We start from the raw sequence: 19,478 nt of genomic DNA, 5'->3' as shown, positions 1-19,478 counted from the left end.
AGCCGGTGCTCAATAGCCCATCAGGCTGAGCACTTCCTTGCGGCTGCGCTCGTCGTCGAGGAACGTGCCGATCATCCGGCTCGTCACCATGCCTACGCCCGGCGTGCGAACGCCTCGGGCGGTCATGCAGGCATGGCTCGCCTCGATCACCACCGCCACGCCGTGTGGCCGCAGATTGTCCCAGATGCACTTTGCGACTTCCGCCGTAAGCCGCTCCTGGATCTGCAACCGCCGCGCAAATCCATGCAGCACGCGCGCCAGCTTGGATATCCCCACCACCTTGTCGCGCGGCAGATAGGCGATCGCCGCCTTGCCGATGATCGGTGCCATGTGATGCTCGCAGTGCGACTGGAACGGGATGTCCTTGAGCAGCACGATTTCGTCGTATCCGCCCACTTCCTCGAACTGCCGCTCGAGGTGGCTTGCCGGGTCTTCGCCATAGCCCAGGCAATATTCCTTCCACGCCCGCGCCACGCGCTTGGGCGTATCGAGCAGGCCTTCGCGCGCCGGATCGTCGCCAGCCCAGCGGATCAACGTACGGATCGCCTCCTGCACGTCCTGCGGCACCGGAACCTTGCCGCGTGCCACATCGTCGTCTTCGTCAGGCCCAACTACGCTCATCACTTACCCTTACTATCCCATCGGCCGTCGCAGGATGCGGCTGGTGAACAGCCCCTTGCGATAGAATGACAGCATTTCCTCCGGACGCTCTGGATCAAGAACCTCGTTATCAGCAATCGCTTTTTCCGCATCGCTCAATTCGTGCATCTCGATGGGCTTCAACCGCTTGCCCTGCTGCGGGGCCGCCGCGATCATCGCCGCCATCCCGCCATGTTCGTCGAGCAGTTCGGTCACGCGGTCAATAGAGATGCCGCAATGCTCGGCCAGCAGCGATATGCGCAACCGACGGATGGCATCGCCACAGTGATCATTTCCCTCTCGCGCGCAGTCGATGAATACGTCGCATTCGCTGTCCAGCCCCATCGATCGATTGTTGAGATTGGCCGACCCGATGCGCAGGATCTCGTCATCGACGATGGTCAGCTTGGAATGCACGTAAATCGGCGTCCCGCCCTTGGTATAGGGGTGCCACACCGAAAACCGCTGTTTGTGATCGACTTCGCGGATCGCATTGACCAGCCTGATCCGCGCGCCGTCCATCGCGGCCTGCTCCAGCCATCCGTCCGAACTGCATGGATTGATCAGCACCACCTCGGGCGGATCGGCTTCTTCCATCCGCGCCGCGATCGCCTCGGCGATCTTGCGCGAGGCGAAGTACTGGTTCTCGAAATAGATGAATGTCTTCGCCCGTGCGATATGTTCGATGAACAGCGCCTCGATCTCCCGGATCTCGCAGGCATCGCCATATTGCGACCGCGTCCGCGCAATACCGATCTCGACATCGTGGAACTCCGCCTCGATCCTCGCAGGCCACGGGGCACTGTCCTGCGGCGTGCATGGTTCCATTGGCGTGCCCCCGGCCTGAACCCAGCGCGCGCGGCCATAGTCGCCCAGCACGCGCGCGGCTTCACCCTCCATCAGCATGGTGCAGTCATGCCAGGGTCCGTACGTCTTCCCGCTCGGTCGCCGCCGCCGCTTGTCATCGTCGAGGTGCTCGCGCGTGTCCCAGCGGTCGCCTGCCATGTCGATTCCGCCGCACACCGCCAGGCAATCGTCGATTACCGCGATCTTCTGGTGATGGCTGCACCCCAGCGGGTGAGCGCTATCCAGCTTGAACACGATCCGCGGGTGCCTCCACCAGCGCACCAGGTCGAGCATCATCGACCCCCGGAACACCGCCTTGAGCGCGCCGAAGTTCCACTTCAGCACTCGCACCTCGAGCGTCTTGCGCCGGTTCGCCAGCCATACCACGAAGGCACCCAGCCTCGCCGGAGACACCCGCTTGCGCGGCAGGTTCCACCACCGCCGCCCGCCGCCCAGCGCGATGCGCGTGTCGAAGTCCCACCCGATCAGCATGATCCGCTGGTGCGCCCGCATCATCGCTTCACGCATCAGCGAGAAGTAGTCGGCGACATCGATCACCGCATGCGCACGCGATGCCTTCACATAGCGCCATACCGACGGAGATTCGCTGTCCTCGATCGAACAGTCGTCAGCAACTTGGCTCTGCGGACCGCCCTGCTTCACCGGAATAGTACTTTACCCATAGACCCGCTCCCCTCGAACGATACAATGCATGCAGTCATTGGTTTTCTTTTTAACTCAGAAAGTTATATCCCAGCGCTATTCACTTTACCGGCCCCGCAAAGCCTTGCATCCCGCAATCGGCATGCAGCTGCTCGACACTCTCGTATCATCGCTACGCTCCGGATTGCGGGCGGTTCCCCCGGTGCGCTCGGCAATACAATCGTTGCGTATTATGGCGAGCCCCGAACGCCGTGCGGTCCGCAGCATGCTCCGCCGCCACGCGGGCCAGGTTCTGCAACCCTACCCGATGACTTCGGTCGATCGCTATCCCGGTGGAGGGCTGTCGATCTGCAACGGACATTACAGATTCGCCGGTACTGCCTCGGCAGGCGACTAAGAGGCCCGCTCGCTCACCTTCACGCGCGACGATCCGCTGACCCTGCTCTACGGTGCGGACGATCAGCGGTTAACCGGAACTACCAACGCCGATGTGATCTTTCGCAAAATCGCGTAGATCAGTGCGCGATCTGAATGACCAGTTCGTCGGGGTGCGTCACATTCAGATTGCTGCGCAACAGCTCGCCCACCAGATCCGGATCGGCGTGACGGGGATCGAGCAGCGCCACGCGGTTCTTCAGCTGGTTGCGCTCGGCCGATAGCATCGCGATCTCATGCTCGCGCTGCTCCAGCAGACGCGCATTCTCGCCCCAGGCCAGCAGACCGCTCGGTCCGGCCACGCCGATAGCCCCCAGCAGCAGCAAGACGACAAGCGCCAGCGACTGGGTCAGACTGTCTTTCGGAAGCAGGGCAACACGGCGGTTCGGCATAACGTCACTGAATCATAATTTACCTGCCGATTCAAGCGACAATCGGAAACAGCCTCAGGTTTGTGGAATTGGTGCACCCGTTCGAACCAATTGTCAGACTCACGGTGCGCCGGTTCGAACGAAGTGAGAATGGTGCACCCGTTCGAACAAAGTTCGAACCAATCGTCGGACTCAGGGTGCGCCAGTTCGAACGAAGTGAGAATGGTGCACCCGACGGGATTCGAACCCATGGCCCCCAGATTAGGAATCTGGTGCTCTATCCTGCTGAGCTACGGGTGCCCGTGCTCCCTTTAGGCAGCGGCGCCGCCGGTGGCAACGCGGTTTAGCAAGCGTCAGTGGGTTTCCTCTGGCGGCACCACCGGGCACAGCACCGGCGCAACCTGGATGCCTTCCTCGATCAGGTCGCGCGCCTCTTTGAGACTCGCCCGACCGTGGATCGCCGCATTGTCCTTCTCGCCATAGTGCATCGCCCGCACATCGTCGGCGAACTTGTCTCCGACCCATGTCGAGGTCTTGATCGCTTCGGCCTGCACCGCCGCGACCGCCTTGAACATCTCCACCACTTCGGGCGGCATGCGGTTGGCAACGGCCTGCGGTGCCGCTGCCTGCGGTGCTGCGGCTTTGGGAACCACTTCCCCACCCGTCGCAGCCGGAGCCACGATCTGGTTACCCTTGCGGCCGATATTGGGTGCCATTACCGCCTTGGCGACCTCGGCCGATCCGCAAGTCGGACACGCCATCAGCCCGCGCTCGCGTTGGTCCTCGAAGTCCTGCGACGACCCGAACCACCCCTCGAAACGATGCCCAAGCGGCTCGCATTGCAGGTCAAACACGATCATGCCGCCGACTTAGGGATTTCGCGCTTGTTGGCAAGACTGGGCAGTTGCGCCCGCACATCGCGCGTGCGGGCAGGATCGATCATCGCGAACCCGACACCTGCCGCCTCAGCCATGTCGAGCACTACATCACCCCAAGGGTCGATCACCAGCGAATGCCCATAGGTTTCGCGCCCGTCCTCGTGCCGTCCGGTCTGAGCCGCCGCGATCACCCACGCGCTCGCCTCGACCGCCCGCGCGCGTTGCATCAGATGCCAGTGCGCCTTGCCGGTGGGCACGGTGAACGCGGCGGGAACGCGGATTACGTCGCTGCGCCGCCGCCCGAGTTCCTCGAACAGCGCCGGAAACCGGATGTCATAGCAGATCGCCAGCCCGAGCAGCCCGAGCGGCGTATCGACGGTCACCACTTGCTCTCCCGGCGCGTACGCCGCCGATTCACGCCAACTCTCGCCGCTCGCCAGATCGACGTCGAACATGTGGATCTTGTCGTAGCGCGCCGCGATGGCACCGTCGGCGTCGATCACGAAACCGCGATTTGCCCAGCGCCCGTCCTCGCGCAGGATCGCCAGTGAGCCCAGATCGATCCACAGCTTCAGGTCCCGCGCCGCCGCACGCGCGGCAGCCAGCACAGGATTGTCCGCCTCGCTTACGATATTGGGCGTAGCCCGGTTGCGGTTGCGATCGAGCAATCCGCACATCTCGGGCGTGAACAGCATCGCCGCACCACCGTCCACCGCTTCTCGCGCCGCCGCGACGATCGCGTCGGCGTTGGCATGCGGGTCGATCCCGCTGGTCATCTGGAACAGCGCAACCTTCACCGGCTCGCGTGCACCGTCAGCGCTCACAGGCCGAGCATCGGATCCAGCTTGCCCTGCGAATTCAGCGCTGCAAGGTCATCCGATCCGCCAACCGCCACGCCGCCGATGAAAATCTGCGGCACGGTTGCCGCTCCGGGCGCGCGCTCGACCATCTCGGCACGCTTGGGTCCGCCCATCGTGATGTCATACTCTTCGAACGAGACGCCTTTGCTCTCCAGCAGCTGCTTCGCGCGCGAGCAGTAGGGGCAGCCCCACTTGGTATAGATTTCGACCTTGGGCGTATTCGACATGGAGAACCTCGTTCCGGGGGTCTTGAAATGCAGTTTTCGCTAACACACATGGGTCTGCGTGTCATGCGCCGCAACTGCGGGTGTGCCACGAATTAACCGCTGGACGAAGCGCCGGGTTCCCGGGCTTCACGAAGGCAAAGTGCAGATTGCTCAAGCATTGAGGATATTGCCATGAACCGTCTTGATTTTACGCCCTATCGCCGCACCACCGTGGGTTTCGATCGCCTGTTCGACCTGCTCGAACGCCAGGCCCGCGCCAATGGTGGCGACAATTACCCCCCCTTCAACATCGAACGCCGTGGCCAGGATGCCTACCGCATCACGCTTGCCGTAGCCGGCTTCAAGCCCGATGAGATCGACATCACCGCGCAGCAGAACCTGCTGACGGTCAAGGGCAGCCGCCCTGATGCCGACGAGCGCGAGTTCCTCCACGTCGGGATCGCCAACCGCGGCTTCGAACGCCGCTTCGAACTGGCCGACTATGTCCGCGTCGAAGCCGCAGATCTCGCCGATGGCCTGCTGACCATCGACCTCGTGCGCGAAGTGCCCGAAGCGATGAAGCCCAAGAAGGTGCTCATCGGCGCCCAGAACCCGCTCAAGGTCATCGAAGGCGACAACACCGCCGCCGCCTGATCCGGGTTCGGGATTGATTACAAAGGGCGGGCCGCAAGGCTCGCCCTTTTTTGATGGAACGCGCCCACCCCCGACCCCTCCCGCCAGCGGGAGGGGTCAGGGGTGGGCCTGCAACTTAGCAGCCACTTGCCATCACACGATCGGAACCATAAACTAAGACGGTAAAAACGAGGACAACCAACGTCATGGACCACGCACCGATTGCAAAGCCGCTCCGCCTTGCCGTCACGAAAGCTGCGTCCCATGCCTGCCTCGATAACAGTTTCCCATCTTGCCTGGTCCACGCCTGACGGGCGTCCCGTCCTTAGCGGACTAGACCTTTCCTTCATCCCTGAACGCATCGGCATCGTCGGCCGCAACGGTACCGGCAAAACGACGCTGCTGCGGCTGATCGCGGGTGAAATCTTACCGCGGTCGGGCAAGATCACCCGCAACGCCACGCTCGCCACCCTGCGCCAGATAGCCGCGCGGAATCCCGGCGAGACCCTGGGCGAAGCGCTCGACCTTGCTGAGCCGCTCGCGATCCTGCGCCGCGCCGACGCCGGTACGGCCAGCGACGAAGATCTCGCGAAGGCCGACTGGACGCTCGAAGCACGCCTTGAAGCTGCGCTCGCTTCTGCAGGGCTTGAGGCAACCGCAAACACGCCGGTCGCTACGCTGTCAGGCGGCCAGCAGACCCGCGCAGGCCTTGCCGCAGCGATCCTCGCCGACCCCGATTTCCTGTTGCTCGATGAACCGACCAACAACCTCGACGCCGCTGGCCGCGCAGCCCTCCATGCTTTTCTTGCCACCTGGCGCAAAGGCGCGCTCGTCGTCAGCCATGACCGCGCTCTGCTCGAGACGATGGACGCCATCGTCGAACTCTCGACGCTGGGCGCAACCCGCTACGGCGGCCCCTATAGCCACTACCGCGAGGTGAAAGCGCGCGAACTCGCCGCCGCGGAACACCAGCGCGACCACGCCGAACAGGCACTGGACAATGTCCGTGACGCCGCGCAACTGAGCCGCGAACGCAAAGCTCGCCGGGATGGTGCAGGCACGCGCAGGGCGGCCAAAGGCGACATGCCGCGCATTCTCATCGGCGCAAGGAAGCAGCGCGCAGAGAACACCTCAGGCCACAACGCGCGCCTCGCCAACCGGCTGCAGACAGAAGCAGAAGCAGAACTCACACAGGCCCGTGCCCGCCTCGAAGTCATCGAACCGCTCAAGGTCGAACTGGCTCCCACTGGCCTGACCCCGTCACGCACCGTGCTGGAACTGGTGGACCTGACCGCCGGGCACGCCCCCTCCGGCCCCATAATCCGCAACTTTGACCTAACTCTCATCGGTCCGGAGCGCATCGCGATCACCGGCCCCAACGGCGCCGGCAAATCAACCTTGCTCCACACGATCACGGGCACGCTCAAGCCGATATCCGGCATTGTCCGGGCGCATGTCCCGCTTGCCCTGCTCGATCAGCACGCCAGCTTGCTCGACCCCACGCGGACAATCGCTGAAAACCTGCGCAAGCTGAAACCGGAACTCGATGAAAACGCCGCGCGCGCCGCTCTGGCCCGCTTCCGTTTCCGTGGCGTTGCCGCCGATCAACCGGTTGGAACACTCAGCGGCGGCCAGCTTATCCGCGCCGCGCTCGCCTGCGTGCTCGCGGGCACACCGCCTCCACTGCTATTGCTCGACGAGCCAACCAACCACCTCGATATCGAAGCCATTGAGGCGATCGAAGCAGGCCTTTCCGCCTACGACGGCGCGCTGCTCGTCATCAGCCACGACAGCGCGTTCCTGGAGGCACTCGGCGTGACCCGCACCGTCAAACTCACCACGCCTCGGCCACGTCCACCAGCGCCTGCCGGTCGAGAATCGTAACCCGCCCGCTGTTCAGCGCGACGATGCCGTTATCGACCCACGCCGAGAGCTGGCGGTTGATCTGCTCACGCGACATGCCCGCGAAATTGCCCAGCTCGCTCTGGCTCAGCGCGATCTTGAGCTGGTTGCCCGCATTGGTCCCACCGCCCATCATCAGCCGCAGCAGGAACCGCGCGAGCCGTGGACCTGACGTATAGGCGCGATCCGCCTCGATCACCGCGTTGTTCTGGCGCAACCTGCGCGCCATCGCCTTGAGCAGGCGCAACGACAGGCCCTTGTGCTTCTCGATGATGTCGGCAAACGCCGCGCGCGTCAGGACCAGAGCCTCGACCGGCTCGATCGCCTCGACCGACGCGGTCCGGTCCCCGCCATCGAGAAACGCGATCTCGCCCAGCACGTGGCCGGGTTCGGCATAGTCGAGGATGATCTCGCGCCCGTTGGCTGCCACCATGCTGACCCGCGCCAGGCCCTTGAGCACGATGAACAGGGTGTTCCCCTCCTCACCCTGCGCCATGAGTTCCTGGCCCGGCTTGAACGCACGGCTCTGCCCGCGCGCGATGATGTCCGAAAGCTCGGCCTGCTCGCAATCCGCAAACAGGCTCTGCGCCGTCAGTGCTTCAGCCAGCTTGGCCGCGTCCATCGTGTCCCCCGAAACCCCTTCCGCGCACAAGCCAGTACGCGGCGCCCAAGTAATCAGGGAAACGGGCGGATGACCAGCCCCTTTAACGCGAATTAAACCAGTCGCGCCTGGCTGACCGCTGCAGCAATAAAGCCCTTGAACAATGGATGCGGTTCAAACGGACGGCTTTTGAGTTCAGGATGAAACTGCACCCCGATGAACCACGGGTGGTCCGGCCGCTCGACTATTTCGGGCAACAGCCCATCGGGCGACATACCCGAGAACACCAGCCCGCCCTTTTCCAGCCGCTCCTTATACGCCACGTTCACTTCGTACCGGTGCCGGTGCCGCTCGCTGATCTGCGTCGCGCCATAGACGTTGGCCACATGGCTGTTCCCCGCCAGCTTGGCCTCATAGGCGCCAAGCCGCATCGTCCCGCCCAGATCGCCGCCTTCGGAGCGCTGCTGGAGACCCTCGGCGGTCATCCACTCGGTGATGATGCCAACCACCGGCTCGTCGGTCGGCCCGAACTCGGTCGAGGACGCGCCTTCGATCCCGGCAGTATTTCGTGCCGCTTCGACGCAGGCCATCTGCATGCCGAGGCATATCCCGAAGAACGGCACATTGCGCTCGCGCGCGAATCGGACCGATGCGATTTTGCCTTCGGTCCCGCGCTCACCGAAGCCGCCCGGCACCAGAATGCCGTGCATCGGCTCAAGCTGCGCTGCAATCTCGGCATCGTCCTGCTCGAACAGTTCGGCGTCGAGCCACTTGATCCGCACCTTGACGCGGTTGGCCATGCCGCCATGCGCCAGCGCCTCGTTCAACGACTTGTACGCGTCCTGCAGCCCGACATACTTGCCGACCACGCCGATCGTCACTTCACCTTCAGGGTTCTGGAAGCGGTCGACGATATCGTCCCACACGGCCAGGTCCGGCTCGGGCGCGGTCAGACCGAAGTGGCGCAGCACCTCGTTGTCCAGCCCCTCGGCATGATACTGCAGCGGCACCGCATAGATGCTCGTCGCGTCCAGCGCCGGGATCACCGCCGATTTGCGCACGTTGCAGAACTGCGCGATCTTGGCGCGTTCGGTCTCGGGCAGCGGCTTTTCGCAGCGGCACAGCAGAATGTCGGGCTGGATACCAAGGCCCGTCAACTCGCGCACCGAATGCTGCGTCGGCTTGGTCTTCAACTCACCCGCCGCCGCGATGTAGGGCACCAGCGTCACATGGACGAAGCAGGTGTCGTCGCGCATCTCGTTGTGCAACTGGCGTAGCGCCTCGATGAACGGCAGGCCTTCGATGTCGCCCACCGTCCCGCCGATCTCGCACAGCACGAAGTCGAGGTCCTCGGTCTCGGCCTGCGCAAATTCCTTGATCGCGTCGGTTACGTGCGGGATCACCTGCACGGTCGCACCAAGGTAATCGCCACGGCGCTCCTTGATGATGATGTCGCGATAGATCCGGCCCGATGTGATGTTGTCGGCCTGCCGCGCCGAAACCCCGGTAAACCGCTCGTAATGCCCCAGATCGAGGTCGGTCTCGGCCCCGTCGTCGGTCACATAGACTTCGCCATGCTGGTACGGGCTCATCGTGCCCGGATCGACGTTGAGATAGGGATCGAACTTGCGGATCCGCACGCGATATCCGCGTGCCTGCAGCAGCGCCGCAAGGCTCGCCGCCATCAGACCCTTGCCCAGCGAGGAGACCACGCCGCCGGTGATAAAAATGTACCGCGCCATGGGAGTCGGGCCTTACCGTCAGAAGTTGGACAAGCGCAAGCGGTTGCGGATGGTATCTATCCCGCAATCCACAGGCATGGATCGAAAACAACACGAAAGCCCCCTCGCGACCCTTGAAGGAAGCGAGGCGGCATCACCGCATTGCGTATGGTATTACTGGCCGGTCGAGCCGCCCAGCGGATCGTTGGCGGGCGCAGGCTGCGCTGCCGGAGCCGCCGCCGGAGCAGCAGGCGCACCTTGCGCCGGAGCCAACGGATCGACTGCAGGCGGATTGACCGGCGCTGCCCGCTCAAGCGAAGTGTCGATCGTCCGGCTAGAAGTCGCACCCACGGCCAACGCCGCCAGCGCGATGCTCAGCACCACGAACAACGTTGCCAGAACCGTCGTCGCGCGCGTCATGAAATCTGCCGCGCCACGTGCCGACATGAACCCGGCCGGGCTACCGCCCACGCCCAGGCCGCCGCCTTCGGACTTCTGCATCAGGATCGTGATCACCAGCAGGCTGGCAACGATCGCCTGGACGACGGTCAGGAAAATGAAGAACGACATGAGTTTCTACCCTTGGCGCAAAGCAGGCGCTGGAATTTCCGGCCATGTAGTCACGACCGGCAATTCGCGCAAGCGCAAGCTCAGGCTTCCCCAGTGCCTGCAGCCGCGATGATCGGCAGGAAAGCGTCCGATGTCAGGCTAGCCCCGCCCACCAGCGCGCCGCTCACGCCCGGTGCAGCCAGCAACTCGCTGGCGTTGCCCGCGTTCACCGAACCGCCATAGAGAATGCGCACCTTGTCGGCCGCATCGCCATAAATGCCCGTCAGGCGCTCGCTGATCGCCGCATGCATCGCGACGACATCCTCGACCGCCGCCACGCGGCCCGTGCCGATCGCCCAGACCGGCTCGTAAGCCACCGCGATCTTGCCCGCTGCCGCCGCTTCATTGGCAACCTCGCCCACCGGCAGCGAACCGTCGATCTGCGAGGAAACGATCGCCACGGCATCGCCAGCGTCACGCTGGTCGAGCGTTTCGCCGACACAGACGATAATGGTCAGCCCAGCGGCCAGCGCGGCCTCGGCCTTGCTGCGCACCAGTTCATCGCTCTCGCCATGATCCTTGCGGCGTTCGCTGTGCCCCAGAATGACGAAGTCCGCCCCGGCGTCGATCAGCATCGCACCCGAAACATCGCCGGTGTGCGCACCCTTGGCCTGCGCATGACAATCCTGCCCGCCCACGCCCATCGCCGTGATCGCCTCGCGCAGCGCGCCGATCAGCGTGAACGGCGGAGCCAGTGCAACCTGCACGTCGGGATACCGACCGGCAGCCCGGTCGATCGCGCGAGCCTCTGCCAACATGGCACGGCTCCCGTTCATCTTCCAGTTGCCAACGATGTAAGGACGATGCGGCATATCGAGCCAATTCCCCTGAAAATTTCTTGGCCGAACGCTGCTCTAGGCGGCGCTCGGTGCTTGAGTCGCCCGGCGGCTATCAAACCTGCGCTGATTCTGCAAAACACCTGATCGCATAACGGGTAGAAACGATCGGTGACCGGGCGCACGCCGGGTGCCGCACCTGCGCGGAACCTTCCCATTGCGAGAAGGCCCAATGCCTCCTAAGGCGTCTGCGAATGTCCAACCAGGCTCGCGCGCGAACCCACTTGTACGAGACGAACACCCGCAAATGCTCGGTTTCTTCCGCTCCGCTCTCAAGTCCCGCGTCGGCATCGCCATCGCGCTTCTCTTCCTCGGACTGATCGCACTGGCCTTTGCCAGCGCCGACATTACCGGCAGCGGCTTCGGCGGTGTTGCCGGGGGTGATCGCGCAGCCAAAGTCGGCTCGGCCCGCATCGGTACGGCCGAACTCGCCAAGTCCCTGACCAGCGCGTTCGAACAGCAGCGCCAGAAATCGCCCGGCCTCACGATGAAGCAATTCCTCGACGGCGGCGGCATGGACGGCGTGCTCAATGACATGATCGACCGGCTTGCCATTGCCGAATGGGGCAAGAAGCACGGCCTCGCCGTCAGCGATCGACTCGTCGACAGCGAGATCGTCAAGATCCCGGCATTCCAGGGCCCCGACGGCAAGTTCAGCCAGTCCGCCTACGAACAGCTGCTCGCCCAGCGCGGGTTGACCGACAAGGAAGTGCGGCAGGATCTGGCGCAGGGGCTGATGGCCCGCCAGTTGCTCCTGCCCGCCGCCTTCGGCTCGCAGATGGCACCAGAAGCCGTCGTCCGCTACGCCGCGCTGCTCACCGAACAGCGCACCGGCACGATCCTCTCGGTACCCTCGCTCGCCTTCGCGCCAGCATCCGCGCCCGATGCCGCCATGCTCACCGCGTTCTATAACGCGCACAAGTTGCGTTACATGCAGCCCGAACGGCGCACGATCCGCTATGCGCTGGTCAATGAAGCCAGCCTCAAGAACATCCCCGCGCCGACCGACACCGAAATCGCCAACCGCTACAAGCTCAACTCCGCGGTATACGCCGCCAGCGAACAGCGCACCGTCACGCAGGTCATCTTGCCGACCCAGGCCGCAGCCAATGCGCTCGCCGCCGAAGCCGGCAAGACCGGCGCGCTCGACACCGCCGCCCGCGCCAAGGGCCTCGTCCCCAGCACGCTGGCCGATCAGACCGCCAGCACCCTTTCAGGCCAAACCTCGAAGGCCGTCGCTGACGCCGCCTTTGCCGCAGCCTCGGGCACGCTTGCAGCTCCGGCCAAATCCGGCCTCGGCTGGCACGTCATCAAGGTCGACGCGGTCAAGCGCAACCCCGGCAAGACACTCGATCAGGCCAAGCCCGAGATCGTCGCCGCGCTGACTCTCGAAAAGCGCCGCGCCGCGTTGTCCGATCTTGCCGCCAAGGTCGAGGAGCAGGTCGATAACGGCACCGGCCTTGCCGACATCGCAAAGTCGCTCGGCCTGACCGTCGCCAGTACCCCGCCGCTCCTCGCCAACGGCACCGTCTTCGGCAAGGCCGACGAGAAAGTGCTCGATACCGTGGGGCCACTCGTCCAGGCCGCGTTCGCGATGGAACGCGAAGGCGAACCCCAGCTTGCCGAACTCAAAGCGGGCGAGGTCTTCGCCATCTACGACGTCGGCCAGCTCACCGCCGCCACCCCCGCCCCGCTCGATCGGATCAAGGACGGCGTCACCCGCGACTGGGCGCTCGATCAAGGCTCGGTTCGCGCCAAGGCTGCCGCCGACAAGATCCTCGCCGCGCTTGCCAAGGGCACGCCGGTTGCCGAAGCGATCAAGCTTGCGGGCGTCGCCCTCCCCGCCCCACAGCCGATCGCGATGAACCGCCAGCAACTCTCGGCCATGCAGCAGCAGCAGGGCCAGGTGCCGCCGCCGCTCGCGCTGCTGTTCGCCATGGCCGAAGGCACCAACAAGCGCCTCGAAGGCCCCGACAAGGCAGGCTGGTACGTCGTCTCGCTCAAGGACATCGTTCCCGGAGACGTCAAGCGCGCCGATCCGATCTTCGCCCAGGCCTCGCGCGAATTCGGCACCGTCGTCGGTGGCGAATATGCCGAAAGCCTGCGCCGCGCGATCCGCGACGAAGTCGGCGTCGAACGCAACGCAGCCGGGATCAAGGCCGTCCGCAACCAGCTGACCGGCGTCAGCGCCCAGTAAACCGATGGCCACGCTCGTTGAGACCGCCTCCACCGCGCTGCCCGAAAACCACGGCCCCGCGCTCGCCCAGCTCACCGCCGGACAACCGGCGCTGATCTGGCGCAAGCTGATCGTCGACACCGAAACCCCGGTCGGTGCCGCGCTCAAGCTGATGGAATCCGGACGCGGCGATTTCCTGCTCGAATCCGTGCAGGGCGGCGAAGTGCGCGGGCGCTACAGCCTGCTCGGCCTCGATCCCGACCTCGTGTTCCGCGCCACCGGCACCACGGCCGAAATCAACCGCATCTGGCGGCACGACAAGGCCGCCTTCGCGCCGCTCCCTTCCGACGCGCTGACCGAACTGCGCAGCCTCGTCGCCGCTTGCCGGATCGACGTGCCCGCAGCCCTGCCGCCCGCGCTCGCCTGCCTCGTCGGCTATTTCGGCTACGAGACCATCGGCTTGGTCGAAAAGCTCCCCCGCGCTCCGCAAAGCGACCTCGTCCTGCCCGACATGCTGTTCACCCGCCCGACCGTGGTGCTGGTGTTCGACCGCCTGTCCGACGAACTTTTCGCTATCGCCCCGGTCTGGGCCGAAGGTGGCGCGCCCGCCCACCTGCTCGAAGCCGCCGCCGAACGCATCGACACCGCGCTGCGCAAGCTGTCCGACGCGGTCCCTGCCGAGGCGCGCCTCTCACAGGCCGTGGACGTCACCCCGCAGCCAGTCATGCCCGCTGAAAACTACGCCGGCATGGTCAACGCCGCCAAGGACTATATCGAGGCGGGCGACATCTTCCAGGTCGTCCTCGCCCAACGCTTCACCGCGCCCTTCCCGCTCCCACCGATCGCGCTCTACCGCTCGCTGCGCCGCATCAACCCCTCGCCGTTCCTCTATTTCCTCGACCTCCCCGGCTTCGCACTGATCGGCTCGAGCCCGGAAATCCTCGTCCGCATCCGCGATGGCGAAGTCACCATCCGCCCGATCGCAGGCACCCGCCCACGCGGCAAAAGCCCTGAGGAAGACCGCGCCAACGAACTCAGCCTGCTCGATGATCCCAAGGAGCGCGCCGAACACCTGATGCTGCTCGACCTCGGCCGCAACGACGTCGGCCGCGTCGCGCAGGCAGGCACGGTCAAGGTCACCGAGAGCTACACTGTCGAACGCTACAGCCACGTCATGCACATCGTCTCGAACGTCGTCGGCCAGCTCGACACCACCCGCGCCGACAACGTAGACGCCCTGTTCGCAGGCTTCCCCGCAGGCACCGTCAGCGGCGCGCCAAAGGTGCGCGCCTGCGAGATCATCGCCGAACTCGAACCCGAAACCCGCGGCGCCTACGCCGGCGGCGTCGGCTACTTCGCCCCCGACGGCTCGGTCGACAGCTGCATCGTCCTGCGCACCGGCATCCTCAAGGACGGCACCCTCCACGTCCAGGCAGGCGCAGGCATCGTCGCCGATTCCAACCCCGAATACGAACACCGCGAATGCCAGGCCAAATCGGGCGCGCTGTTCGCCGCCGCGCGCGAGGCCGTCCGCGTCGCCACCGAACCGAAGTTTGGCCAATGATCCTCGTCATCGACAACTACGACAGCTTCACCTGGAACCTCGTCCACTACCTGATGGAGATGGGCGCCGAGGTCGAGGTCGTGCGCAACGATGCGCTCACCGCCGCGCAGGCCATCGCAACCGGCGCGCAAGGCTTCCTGCTCTCGCCCGGCCCCTGCACGCCGAACGAGGCTGGCATCAGCCTCGATCTCGTCGGAGCCGCCGCCGACGCGCAACTCCCGCTCCTCGGCGTCTGCCTTGGCCACCAGTCGATCGGCCAGTACTTCGGCGGCAAAGTCGTGCGCGGCGGGCTGATGCACGGCAAGACCAGCCCGGTCACGCATGACGGTACCGGCGTCTTCGCAGGCCTGCCCAGCCCGTTCATCGCCACGCGCTATCACTCGCTGATCGTGACCGACATCCCCGCCTGCCTCGAAGTCAACGCGCAGTCCGATGACACGCACGTCATGGGCTTCCGCCACACCTCGCTGCCCATCCACGGCGTCCAGTTCCACCCGGAGAGCATCGCCACCGAGCACGGCCACGCGATGATCGGCAACTTCCTGACGCTCTGCGGCATCAAGACGAACCCCATCCCCGCATGAGCAGCCTGCCCGACGTCACCCACCCGCTCGAAGAAGCCGAAGCCGAACAGGCCTTCGCCGCCATCCTCGATGCCAACGTCCCCGATGACGCCATCGCCCGGTTCCTCATCGCGCTGTCCGACCGGGGCGAAACCGCCTCCGAAATCGCCGGAGCCGCGCGCGCCATGCGCGCCCGCATGATCCCGATCAGCGCGCCTGCCAACGCCATCGACGTCTGCGGCACCGGCGGCGACGGCCACCACACGCTCAACGTCTCCACCGCCGTCAGCCTCGTCGTCGCGGCTTGCGGCGTTCCCGTGGCCAAGCACGGCAACCGCGCCGCCAGCTCCAAGGCGGGCGCTGCCGACACATTGGAAGCCCTCGGCCTCAACCTTGATCGCGCTCCGCAAACCGCCGAGGAAACCCTTGCCGACCTCGGCATCTGCTTCCTCTTCGCCGCGCGCCACCACCCCGCGATGGGCCACATCATGCCCATCCGCAAAGCCGTCGGCCGCCGCACCATCTTCAACCTGATGGGACCATTGGCCAACCCCGCAGGCGTCCGCCGCCAACTCGTCGGTATAGCCCGCCCCGCCTACGTGCCGATCTACGCCCAGGCCCTGCAGAGCCTGGGCACCGACCATAGCATCGTCATCTCGGGCGACGAAGGCCTCGACGAACTGAGCCTGGCCGGCGGCAACGAACTCGCCGAAGTCAAGGGCGACCAACTGCTCATGCGCCGCGCGCACCCCGCCGACGCAGGCCTGCCCACTGCCCCGATCGACGCCATCCGCGGCGGTGACCCCGCCCACAACGCCGCCGCCTTGCGCGCGCTGCTCCAGGGCGAACCCGGCCCCTACCGCAACGCCGTCCTGTTCAACGCCGCCGCCGCCCTGATCGTCGCCGGCGAAGCGCAGGACTGGCACGAAGGCGTCGAAGAAGCCGCCGAAGCCCTCGACAAAGGCCTCGCCAACACGCTCCTCGACTGCTGGATCGCCGCGCTGAAATAGCCGGGCCTGCCCACCCCCAAACCCTCCCGCAGGCGGGAGGGGATAACGAATGCTGCGTAACCAAAAGCCCTCCCGCCTGCGGGAGGGCCGCGAGACTTGCGCTTCTGAAAGAAGCGCTAGCCGCAGCGGGGTGGGCCTCAACGCCAGACCAACTCGATCACCCACCCAAATCAATCCCACACAACAATCCCGCTCATCCTGAGCCTGTCGAAGGACACGCGCCAGCCCACCCCGCACCTCGTCGCCCCGGACCTGATCCGGGGTCCCGCTTCTGGTCATCGCGCACAGACGCGGAAAAGAAGCCGATTTCGCGCAGAGTCCGCAGAGATCGCCGAGGAAAGAAAGGAAGCTGGTTCGCACAAAGCCGCAAAGCGAAGCAAGGCGCCAGGAATTCGCGCCTTCCCCGCCCCCTTCACTCAAGCCTTCTCTGCGATCTCTGCGATCTCTGCGCGAACAATCCCCTTGTTCCCCCCGCCCCAAAACCCCACTCGACTAAATTGGTCACAGCGGGCAAAAGCCGCCCCACAATGACCGACATGCTCACCAAGATCTGCGACACCAAGCGCACCGAAGTCGCCGCCCGCAAGGCCGCCACCTCCACCGCAGACCTCGCCGCCCGCGCGAGCGAACAAACACCCCCGCGCGGCTTCGAAGCCGCCCTGCGCGCCAAGGCCGCAACCTCCTTCGCGCTCATCGCCGAGATCAAGAAGGCCAGCCCCTCCAAAGGCCTGATCCGCCCCGATTTCGCGCCCGCCGCCCACGCCGCCGCCTATCAGGCTGGAGGTGCCGCGTGCCTCTCGGTGCTCACCGACGCGCCCTACTTCCAGGGCCATGAGGATTACCTGATCGAAGCCCGCGCCGCCTGCACCCTGCCGGTCATCCGCAAAGACTTCATGATCGACCCGTGGCAGTGCCTCGAAGCCCGCGCGATCGGCGCCGACGCCATCCTGATCATCGCCGCGTGCCTCTCGGACCAACAAATGGCCGAAATCGAAGCCGCCGCCCACGAACACGGCATGGACGCCCTCGTCGAAGTCCACAACGAAGACGAAATGGAGCGCGCCGCCCGCCTCAAATCCCGCCTGATCGGCATAAACAACCGCGACCTCAAACGCTTCGCCACCGACCTCGCCACGACAGAACGCCTAGCCCCGCTAGCCCCCGAAGGCACCTTGCTGGTGGCGGAGAGCGGCATCAATGGCCATGCGGACTTGGTGCGGTTGTCGAAGTGCGGCGCGCGGACGTTCCTGGTGGGCGAGGCGCTGATGCGTCAGGCGGACGTCGAGGCGGCTACGCGAGGGTTGCTGGTGGGTGGCGCGTTGCCGTGAACAGATATTTTTATTCGATTTCTGCAATACTCAGTTGTCGGACTTTGCGCGATTGCAATAACGGTGCGCGATCTGTGCATTGGAATTAGAGGTCGATCCGCCTTTCGAATAGGGATGCTTATGATCTACAGCAGCGTCGTCGATTGACTCGATCCGTTGGGAACAAATTGCGCACGTATTGGATTTATCAAATAATTCTTGTTTTTCGGCGTACGAGAAAAGCCTTTTTTCAGAAAACGGCACGTCAATTATTCGATTTAGTTCATTTCCCCAAATTTCGAATCTCGAGCGCACTCGACCAATGTCCCCTGTACCCAAGGTAATGGCATCAATAAATATCGGATCCTCGACGCATAATTTAATCATCGCATCTCGGATTGCATCTTTGCTTTCAATGACCTGCCGCTTTTCAAGCCTTGCGAACCAAAACATAACGCAGTCGTAAAGCGCTTTGTTAACTGTTCGCTCCCAACCGCCATTGGGGTTCCGAACTGTTCCCCCAGAAAAACGTCTGAATGCGTTTTCGCCAAAAACAGTAAACGCTAACTCGCTCGCGTTCGTAAAGTTTGACTTGAAAGATAATGCTCTTTCTTCAGATAGAAATCTGTTATCTCTCATGTGCGCGTTTAAGAATGCTTTCATTTTATGATTATAATTCAAATGTGTTTTATCATTAAATGCAAGAAAACGCAGCACCAGCTCAACATCCTGCATGCGCTTTGCTTCCGCGCTCAAGCCCAACGCTTTTCGAAATACATCAAGATTTGAAAGGGAGTTAATTAAATCATTATAAGGACCGCGATATATGCAGTTTCTAATTTCTTGATCAGCCAAAGCAACGGACCCAGTGTTTAGGCGCTCAAATATTTCAAATTTTACATCAGGATGCGACTCTTTCGAAATCTTTATGACCTGAAGGCCATAACGATCCATTGTTTTCTTCAGGTTATCAGGAAGTTGGGAATACCCTTTCCCTTCCAAGTCCTTAAGTATTTTCATCTTTCCTAGGCGGAATGGTCGCTTTTTGACTTCATATCCAGCCTTGCTGCGCTCTAGATCACTAGCTGTGGGCGGGAAAAACCCCTCAATGAATGAAAAGCACGACGTCAGCCTTTGCTGACCATCAATAACAACCTCACGACCATCATCTTCCTCGGCGGTGTATATAAGGGGAATTGGCACATGAAGTAGTATAGACTCTATAAGTTTAGTCGCCCTATTTCTATCCCATACATATCCACGCTGAAATGACGGACGTGGGTCTAATTCTTTGTCAACAGCATACGAGCGATACAAATCCAGAATTCTGCGTGTGCCATGAGAGAAATTCACCGGGGTAAAGGTAGCTTTCGGTAGATCAAAAGATCCATCATCCTCATCATCGCTCTCGGTTAGAAGTTCTTCCGCCTCAATCTCGGTTTCTTCGTCAGACATATTTATCTCGAATGTTAATCAACGGAAAGCTTGAGAGTGCGGTGCTTCTACAAAATAGGCAAGATAAATTCTCCCTGCTCATGACTTACAACAGGCGGTTCCGCTAAACTTCCGGACGCCAACGCCCATACACGCCAACTAACTCAGTGCGACTTTGCGCGAACAAACACTTCGTCACCCCGGGCTTGACCCGGGGCAAGGTT

19 protein-coding genes and 1 tRNA gene are annotated in these 19,478 nt (G+C 63.4%); 8 read left to right on the top strand and 12 right to left on the bottom strand.

Annotated elements, in window-relative coordinates; all coding sequences use genetic code 11:
* Positions 1-9 precede the first annotated feature (9 nt).
* Positions 10-624 (bottom strand): GTP cyclohydrolase I FolE, encoded by a 615-nt coding sequence (folE, locus tag GGQ88_RS11785; protein WP_183613448.1) that lies wholly within the window; start codon positions 622-624, stop codon positions 10-12.
* 9 nt (positions 625-633) lie between these two features.
* Positions 634-2,148: a phospholipase D-like domain-containing protein gene (locus tag GGQ88_RS21655; protein ID WP_183613446.1), complete on the bottom strand. Its 1,515-nt coding sequence runs from the start codon at positions 2,146-2,148 to the stop codon at positions 634-636.
* Positions 2,149-2,413: 265 nt separating this feature from the next.
* On the opposite strand from GGQ88_RS21655, the gene GGQ88_RS21560 reads away from it, so the two are divergent.
* Positions 2,414-2,545 (top strand): hypothetical protein, encoded by a 132-nt coding sequence (locus tag GGQ88_RS21560; protein WP_281372471.1) that lies wholly within the window; start codon positions 2,414-2,416, stop codon positions 2,543-2,545.
* Between the two features lie 118 nt (positions 2,546-2,663).
* On the opposite strand, the gene GGQ88_RS11775 is transcribed toward GGQ88_RS21560, so the two are convergent.
* The 5 genes from GGQ88_RS11775 to grxC form a co-directional block, all read right to left on the bottom strand.
* Positions 2,664-2,975, bottom strand: coding sequence for an FtsB family cell division protein (locus tag GGQ88_RS11775; RefSeq protein WP_183613445.1), 312 nt, complete (start codon positions 2,973-2,975; stop codon positions 2,664-2,666).
* Positions 2,976-3,177: 202 nt separating this feature from the next.
* Positions 3,178-3,254, bottom strand: a tRNA-Arg gene (locus GGQ88_RS11770).
* A gap of 53 nt (positions 3,255-3,307) precedes the next feature.
* Positions 3,308-3,814 (bottom strand): DUF1178 family protein, encoded by a 507-nt coding sequence (locus GGQ88_RS11765; protein WP_183613443.1) that lies wholly within the window; start codon positions 3,812-3,814, stop codon positions 3,308-3,310.
* Entirely contained in the window at positions 3,811-4,608 is a 798-nt protein-coding gene (locus tag GGQ88_RS11760; protein ID WP_221214651.1) for a carbon-nitrogen hydrolase family protein, read from the bottom strand. Before GGQ88_RS11760 ends, GGQ88_RS11765 begins: the two co-directional genes overlap by 4 nt.
* Positions 4,609-4,652: 44 nt before the next feature.
* The gene (gene grxC / locus GGQ88_RS11755; RefSeq protein ID WP_183613439.1) at positions 4,653-4,919 is read right to left on the bottom strand and encodes a glutaredoxin 3; all 267 of its coding nucleotides are present in this window, start codon (positions 4,917-4,919) and stop codon (positions 4,653-4,655) included.
* 171 nt (positions 4,920-5,090) lie between these two features.
* Here grxC and GGQ88_RS11750 point away from each other — a divergent pair, with 171 nt between their 5' ends.
* Both GGQ88_RS11750 and GGQ88_RS11745 read left to right on the top strand, forming a co-directional pair.
* On the top strand, positions 5,091-5,552 hold the full coding sequence (locus GGQ88_RS11750; RefSeq protein WP_183613437.1) for an Hsp20 family protein: 462 nt from the start codon (positions 5,091-5,093) through the stop codon (positions 5,550-5,552).
* Positions 5,553-5,795: 243 nt separating this feature from the next.
* Positions 5,796-7,415 carry an ABC-F family ATP-binding cassette domain-containing protein gene (locus GGQ88_RS11745; RefSeq protein WP_183613743.1) on the top strand — a complete coding sequence of 540 codons (1,620 nt, stop codon included), beginning with the start codon at positions 5,796-5,798 and terminating at the stop codon, positions 7,413-7,415.
* Here the strand turns inward: GGQ88_RS11745 and GGQ88_RS11740 are convergent.
* The 4 genes from GGQ88_RS11740 to tpiA form a co-directional block, all read right to left on the bottom strand.
* Positions 7,366-8,055, bottom strand: coding sequence for a Crp/Fnr family transcriptional regulator (locus GGQ88_RS11740; RefSeq protein WP_183613435.1), 690 nt, complete (start codon positions 8,053-8,055; stop codon positions 7,366-7,368). The two genes, GGQ88_RS11745 and GGQ88_RS11740, sit on opposite strands and share 50 nt — an antisense overlap.
* Positions 8,056-8,147: 92 nt before the next feature.
* On the bottom strand, positions 8,148-9,776 hold the full coding sequence (gene pyrG / locus GGQ88_RS11735; protein ID WP_183613433.1) for a CTP synthase: 1,629 nt from the start codon (positions 9,774-9,776) through the stop codon (positions 8,148-8,150).
* A gap of 153 nt (positions 9,777-9,929) precedes the next feature.
* Entirely contained in the window at positions 9,930-10,325 is a 396-nt protein-coding gene (gene secG, locus GGQ88_RS11730) for a preprotein translocase subunit SecG (protein ID WP_183613431.1), read from the bottom strand.
* Positions 10,326-10,405: 80 nt separating this feature from the next.
* Entirely contained in the window at positions 10,406-11,176 is a 771-nt protein-coding gene (gene tpiA / locus GGQ88_RS11725; protein WP_183613429.1) for a triose-phosphate isomerase, read from the bottom strand.
* A gap of 271 nt (positions 11,177-11,447) precedes the next feature.
* Here tpiA and GGQ88_RS11720 point away from each other — a divergent pair, with 271 nt between their 5' ends.
* The 5 genes from GGQ88_RS11720 (at position 11,448) to trpC (ending at position 17,841) form a co-directional block, all read left to right on the top strand.
* Positions 11,448-13,397, top strand: a complete 1,950-nt coding sequence (locus GGQ88_RS11720) for a peptidylprolyl isomerase (protein WP_183613427.1) — start codon at positions 11,448-11,450, stop codon at positions 13,395-13,397.
* 4 nt (positions 13,398-13,401) lie between these two features.
* Positions 13,402-14,940 carry an anthranilate synthase component I family protein gene (locus tag GGQ88_RS11715; RefSeq protein WP_246385880.1) on the top strand — a complete coding sequence of 513 codons (1,539 nt, stop codon included), beginning with the start codon at positions 13,402-13,404 and terminating at the stop codon, positions 14,938-14,940.
* Positions 14,937-15,524, top strand: a complete 588-nt coding sequence (locus GGQ88_RS11710; protein WP_183613425.1) for an anthranilate synthase component II — start codon at positions 14,937-14,939, stop codon at positions 15,522-15,524. Before GGQ88_RS11715 ends, GGQ88_RS11710 begins: the two co-directional genes overlap by 4 nt.
* The gene (trpD, locus tag GGQ88_RS11705; RefSeq protein WP_183613423.1) at positions 15,521-16,513 is read left to right on the top strand and encodes an anthranilate phosphoribosyltransferase; all 993 of its coding nucleotides are present in this window, start codon (positions 15,521-15,523) and stop codon (positions 16,511-16,513) included. Before GGQ88_RS11710 ends, trpD begins: the two co-directional genes overlap by 4 nt.
* 527 nt (positions 16,514-17,040) lie before the next feature.
* Positions 17,041-17,841, top strand: coding sequence for an indole-3-glycerol phosphate synthase TrpC (trpC, locus tag GGQ88_RS11700; protein ID WP_183613421.1), 801 nt, complete (start codon positions 17,041-17,043; stop codon positions 17,839-17,841).
* Positions 17,842-17,871: 30 nt separating this feature from the next.
* On the opposite strand, the gene GGQ88_RS11695 is transcribed toward trpC, so the two are convergent.
* A complete protein-coding gene (locus GGQ88_RS11695; RefSeq protein WP_183613419.1) occupies positions 17,872-19,275 on the bottom strand; it encodes a GmrSD restriction endonuclease domain-containing protein in 1,404 nt (467 codons plus the stop codon).
* Between the last annotated feature and the right edge of the window lie 203 nt (positions 19,276-19,478).

Source organism: Novosphingobium hassiacum (genome assembly GCF_014196055.1).
Taxonomy (GTDB): domain Bacteria; phylum Pseudomonadota; class Alphaproteobacteria; order Sphingomonadales; family Sphingomonadaceae; genus Novosphingobium; species Novosphingobium hassiacum.
Note: the sequence above shows the minus strand (reverse complement) of the source record. Positions and strands in the feature narration are given on the sequence as shown.